This is a genomic window from Nostoc sp. (assembly GCF_036917395.1).
Classification (GTDB): domain Bacteria; phylum Cyanobacteriota; class Cyanobacteriia; order Cyanobacteriales; family Nostocaceae; genus Nostoc.
In genome coordinates this window covers 1-4,708 of sequence record NZ_JBALDI010000069.1, presented here as the reverse complement: position 1 = coordinate 4,708, position 4,708 = coordinate 1, and the positions used below count along the sequence as shown (strand labels likewise).

Below are 4,708 nucleotides of genomic sequence, written 5' to 3'. Positions count from 1 at the left end.
GGCTACCAAAATTATTAATACTAATTATAATTATGCACCTGAAAATTGCCACATGCAAAGTTTTTCATGGATACTTGATCGGGTAAGAGGCGGTTGCCGACGGCAACCGCCTCTTACCCTCCTCATAATGATTCTCATTACCGTTTAAGTTGAGACTCTTGATTTTTTGAGTAATTTATTTTTTGGAAGTCCCTGGCGTGAACAAGAAGATATCTCTTTACTGGAAAGATAAAGGTGGTTTATTGAGGAATTATTACAGCTTCACTTTCCTGGTAAACAATTATTTATCTTTGTTGATGAAATTGATAGCATTCTGAGTTTAGATTTCTCAGGTAATGATTTTTTTACATGAATTTGGTTTTGTTATAATCAACGAGCAATCAATCCTGAATATAAACGTATTACCTTTGCTCTTTTCGGAGTTACAACTCCATTAAATTTAAGTTAAGATAAAAATATACACTATTCACTATTAGTAAATCAATAGGAGTTTAGGGTTTTAAGCTATAAGAGAATCTCGTTTTAACAAAAGAATTGGAAGGAAAAGTAGTAAATTTAATTATTTTAAAAAAGATATTAGTTTGGACTGCTGGACAACCATTTTTTAATTAAAAGCTATGTTAAATTGTGGCAAATGAACAATCTAAAGATAGAGATAAATCACTAATAAACCAAGTTGCTAGTTATTGATTCAGGCGACCGCTTTGTACAATAAAATCCCCTCCAGAGATGAAAAACGGAGGGGAATATGTTAAACGAAATAATTACTATCTATGCTATTATCGATGACTTGTTAAAGGCGATTAGACATAGTGAAGACTGTCGCCGAGAGATGAATGACGCAGAAATTATTACAACGGCTATATGTGCGGCGATGTTCTTTAATGGTAATCATAGCAAAGCTTGTAGCTATATGAAAGACCATAACTTGATATGTAATATGTTAGAAAAGTCACGATTTAACCGGAGATTACACAGTGTCTCAATGTTAATCAACGACTTGTTTGATCAAGTGGGAATGGTACTGAAGGAAATTAGTGATTCCACTGAATATCTTTTAGACTCGTTTCCGGTGTCCATCTGCGATAACATCCGTATTTTTAATCTAAAAATAATCCAGTCGGAGCAGTATAGAGCGGAGCCGGAGACGCTCCGCCTCCGGGTTACATCGCATCGAAAAAACGATATTTTTATGGCGTTCGAGTTCAGTTATTAACAACCAAAAATGGTATTCCCGTAAAATTTGTATTTATGCCTGGTAATGCCAACGATGTACGTGCCTTAAATGCCTTACCTTTAAATCTCCCACCTGGTAGTGAACTTTATGGTGATTCAGCTTACACAGACTACACCATTGAGGATGACTTGGAACAAACAAGTCAAATTTCTTTAAAAGTCATGCGAAAAAAGAACTCCAAGCGTCAGGATCAGCCTTGGAATCAATATATTAAACAACATACTCGGCATTATATCGAAACTGTATTTAGTAGTATCACTTGTGTTTTCCCAAAATCAATACACGCAGTCACTTATGAAGGGTTTTTACTTAAGCTACAAGCATTCATTTTTTCTTTTACTCTTCAACAAGCTTTTAGTGAATAAGTAATTTATACAACTTAAAATTATTTCAGTAGCTGAATGCTGACTACAACGGCACTGGCAGGTTGGCGCTACGCACCAACCCCACCTTCTTGTACGCGATCGCATCAATTGAGTGTCACAAGTTCATATCAGTCGATAACCCGCAACTTGGGTTAATAAATAATTGAGAATTATTTATTGCTAGTTTATTCAGGTCACATATTATAAATAATTGGGAGTTTCAAGATGAACCAGAACATTTAAGAACAATAAGCTTGCGTTTTCTAGATAACGAGCAAACGGCAGGAAGATTTTTAGGATTCTATCAGCAAATTTTAAGTTGTCGCAGATATCCAGATAGCTTCTACGATTTTAAATTGGTATTCTTACCGTTGGCGAGTGGAAGAGGATCATAAAATTTTTAAGTCAGGGTGTCAGGTAGAAAGATACAGACTTGCTGCTAAGGGTATGAAGACCTTAATTGGTAAATTGAAGTGTGATTGCTGTTGAGCTTTTGCAGTTAACTTATCTACACCGCACCCAACCTTTCGCCCCCGCCATTGAGATTCTTAATCCCCTTGAGCTTGGGATTTTAAAAGCTAAATCTCCCAAGCTCCCCAAGGTGCTAACAGTTAGTTGGGCTATAGAAGCGTTGGCGCAGCCCGCCGCAGGCAGGCATCGCTCGTTTAGGGAGTTACTTGGAACATCGACGTAATACACCCATTAGTATCCAGGTACTGTGGCGCGGGTGGTTAAAATTGCACGACCTCTGTGAAGGTTGGCAGCTTGCTAGAGAGACTTAACGGGAAAAGTCAGGTCGTGAGACTTGTTAATACTCACGATGAACTAGCTCCACTACCTTATCAAAAACAATGAAACTCTCAAATCTTTTCTCCACACTAGATTCGCAAATCCCTATCGCTGCGGTTGATGTATTATCTCCTGATGAAGCGACGATTATTCAGTGGCTGACTACAGAGGCATCTAACAAGCTATCAAGTCCAGTGTTCTTCTGGAATTTGGGAGTATCAACCTTAGAACAATGTTTAATTGCAGTAGATGGGGGATTGGTGTTTAAGCCAGTTACGGAGTACAAGAAACCACCACACGCTGACCCTCTGTTATACGTGTTTGATTATATTGCTAATTTTAGTGGGAATGGTGTATTTGTCCTCGGAGATATTCACCCCTTTATTGCTAAAAACTCGCCCCAATTGAGTTGCGAGATTTTATCCAAAGTCAAAAACCTTTACTACAGGTTAAAACCCACAGATAAACGCATTGTATTGTAGTTGAGCGTATGCAGACTTGGGCATCCACCGCACGATGGGCTAGTAGTCCTGTGGTTGCAGCGAAAACTCAATCTTTGCGTGCTGCTAAGTTTCGCAACATGAACTGATGAGAAAGCGATTGTCTCCTGATTCTATGGGGGCGATCGCTCTTTTAGGTTCGTAGCGATCGCGTTCAGTATATCTATCTCAGATGGGGCATACTTTGAGCTAGAATTTTCTTTGCTCCCGATAAAACTGCTGTCTGTAGCCCAAAGACCATGAAAAAATGCGGGTTTACGAAATGATGACCAACCAACTCTTATCTGCTCCCTATCTGTTATTATTAATTCTGTTCAAGTCAGACAGAAATTATTCTCGGAGATAAATAATGGGCAAGAAATATGATGTTTATGGTGTCGGTAATGCCTTAGTAGATATAGAATACGAAGTATCTCTAGAGTTACTACAAGAGTTAAAGATTGATAAAGGTGTAATGACACTCCTAGATGAAGAGAGTCAAAATCATATTTTGGAAAACCTCAAAAATCTTCATTGCCATAAGAGTTGTGGAGGGTCAGCAGCAAACACAATAGTGGCAATTAGTCAACTAGGAGGAAAAACTTTTTATTCTTGTAAAGTAGCTAATGATGAATTTGGAGACTTTTACATCGAAGATTTACTCAACTCTCAGGTAGATACCAACTTAAAAAATGGCGACCGCCAATTAGGAATTACAGGTAAATGTTTGGTGCTAGTAACTCCCGATGCAGATCGCACCATGAATACATTTTTGGGAATTACTGGAGAATTTTCTACACAAGAATTAGTATCATCAGCGATCGCTGATTCAGAATACATATATATCGAAGGATATTTAGTGGCTTCTCCTACAGCAAAACAAGCAGCTATAAAGGCTAGAGAAATAGCTGAAAAAGCAGGAGTAAAAACCACTATGTCCTTATCTGATTACAACATGGTGAAATTTTTTAAAGATGGTTTATTAGACATCATTGGATCTAGTTTAGACTTAGTTTTTGCTAATGAAAGTGAAGCATTAGAACTAGCAGATACAGAAGATTTTCAAGTAGCTGTAGACAGACTAAAAACTTTGAGTAAGAAATTTGCCATTACTCGCGGTGCCAAGGGTTCAGTAGTATTTGATGGTCAGAAATTAATCGAAATCCCTGCACCTCAAGTAAAAGCTGTAGATACAGTCGGAGCTGGAGATATGTATGCAGGAGCTTTCCTCTATGGAATTACCCAAGGTATGAGCTATGAAGAAGCCGGAAAATTAGCATCAGCCGCAGCTTCTAAGATTGTTACATCCTATGGGCCAAGATTAAAAACTGAGGAATTAAAGGCATTAGTTACTGTTTAGAGGGTGTTTGAAAAGTTTTCAGGGGTCAAATTTTATGCCAAGTATAAGCCTTCATAACCAACTGAGGCTTGTTGAAAAGCGCCATCCACCAAGAACTTTCAACTGACAAAAATTAAATGTATACATAAGACTAGCAATTTAAATTAAAATACCGTCTAAATCTCTGACATATCCAACCTTTTGTCCCCAAGGCTTTTGTTTTGGCACAACTAAACTAACTGCACCAGCTTTAACAGCGCGATTGAAGGCTGCATCAACATCATCTGTTGTGAAAGCAATTTCGATTCCAGCAGGTTGAGCAGATAAGCTGTTTTCTTGAAATCCGTTAGTTAGATTTGAGCTAGCTAGTTCATTGGAGGCAAATGCAAACAATGTTAAGCATTATATAAAAATAACTTGAACAATTTGCCGAATAGTTAGATCATCAGAATGTAACCGAATTAAAGGCTTAGATGTCTGTTAACCAGGTAGTAGAAAG

General features: G+C 37.8%; 2 protein-coding genes and 3 pseudogenes. 4 read left to right on the top strand and 1 reads right to left on the bottom strand.

Annotated elements, in window-relative coordinates:
• Window positions 1-748: 748 nt before the first annotated feature.
• From V7K46_RS32180 to V7K46_RS23290, 4 genes and pseudogenes are all read left to right on the top strand, one after another.
• Window positions 749-1,602, top strand: a pseudogene (locus V7K46_RS32180) (IS982 family transposase).
• A 321-nt stretch (window positions 1,603-1,923) separates the two neighbouring features.
• Window positions 1,924-2,384: pseudogene (locus V7K46_RS23300) on the top strand (hypothetical protein); the annotation flags it as partial.
• A gap of 69 nt (window positions 2,385-2,453) precedes the next feature.
• Window positions 2,454-2,870, top strand: a pseudogene (locus tag V7K46_RS23295) (AAA family ATPase); the annotation flags it as partial.
• Window positions 2,871-3,240: 370 nt separating this feature from the next.
• On the top strand, window positions 3,241-4,230 hold the full coding sequence (locus tag V7K46_RS23290) for an adenosine kinase (protein ID WP_335117258.1): 990 nt from the start codon (window positions 3,241-3,243) through the stop codon (window positions 4,228-4,230).
• A 138-nt stretch (window positions 4,231-4,368) separates the two neighbouring features.
• On the opposite strand, the gene V7K46_RS23285 is transcribed toward V7K46_RS23290, so the two are convergent.
• Window positions 4,369-4,602: a VOC family protein gene (locus V7K46_RS23285; protein WP_335117256.1), complete on the bottom strand. Its 234-nt coding sequence runs from the start codon at window positions 4,600-4,602 to the stop codon at window positions 4,369-4,371.
• Between the last annotated feature and the right edge of the window lie 106 nt (window positions 4,603-4,708).

Bases quoted from the DNA above. Each gene is read 5' to 3' on its own strand.
- V7K46_RS23290 (WP_335117258.1), top strand. From the start codon at position 3,241: ATGGGCAAGAAATATGATGTTTATGGTGTCGGTAATGCCTTAGTAGAT.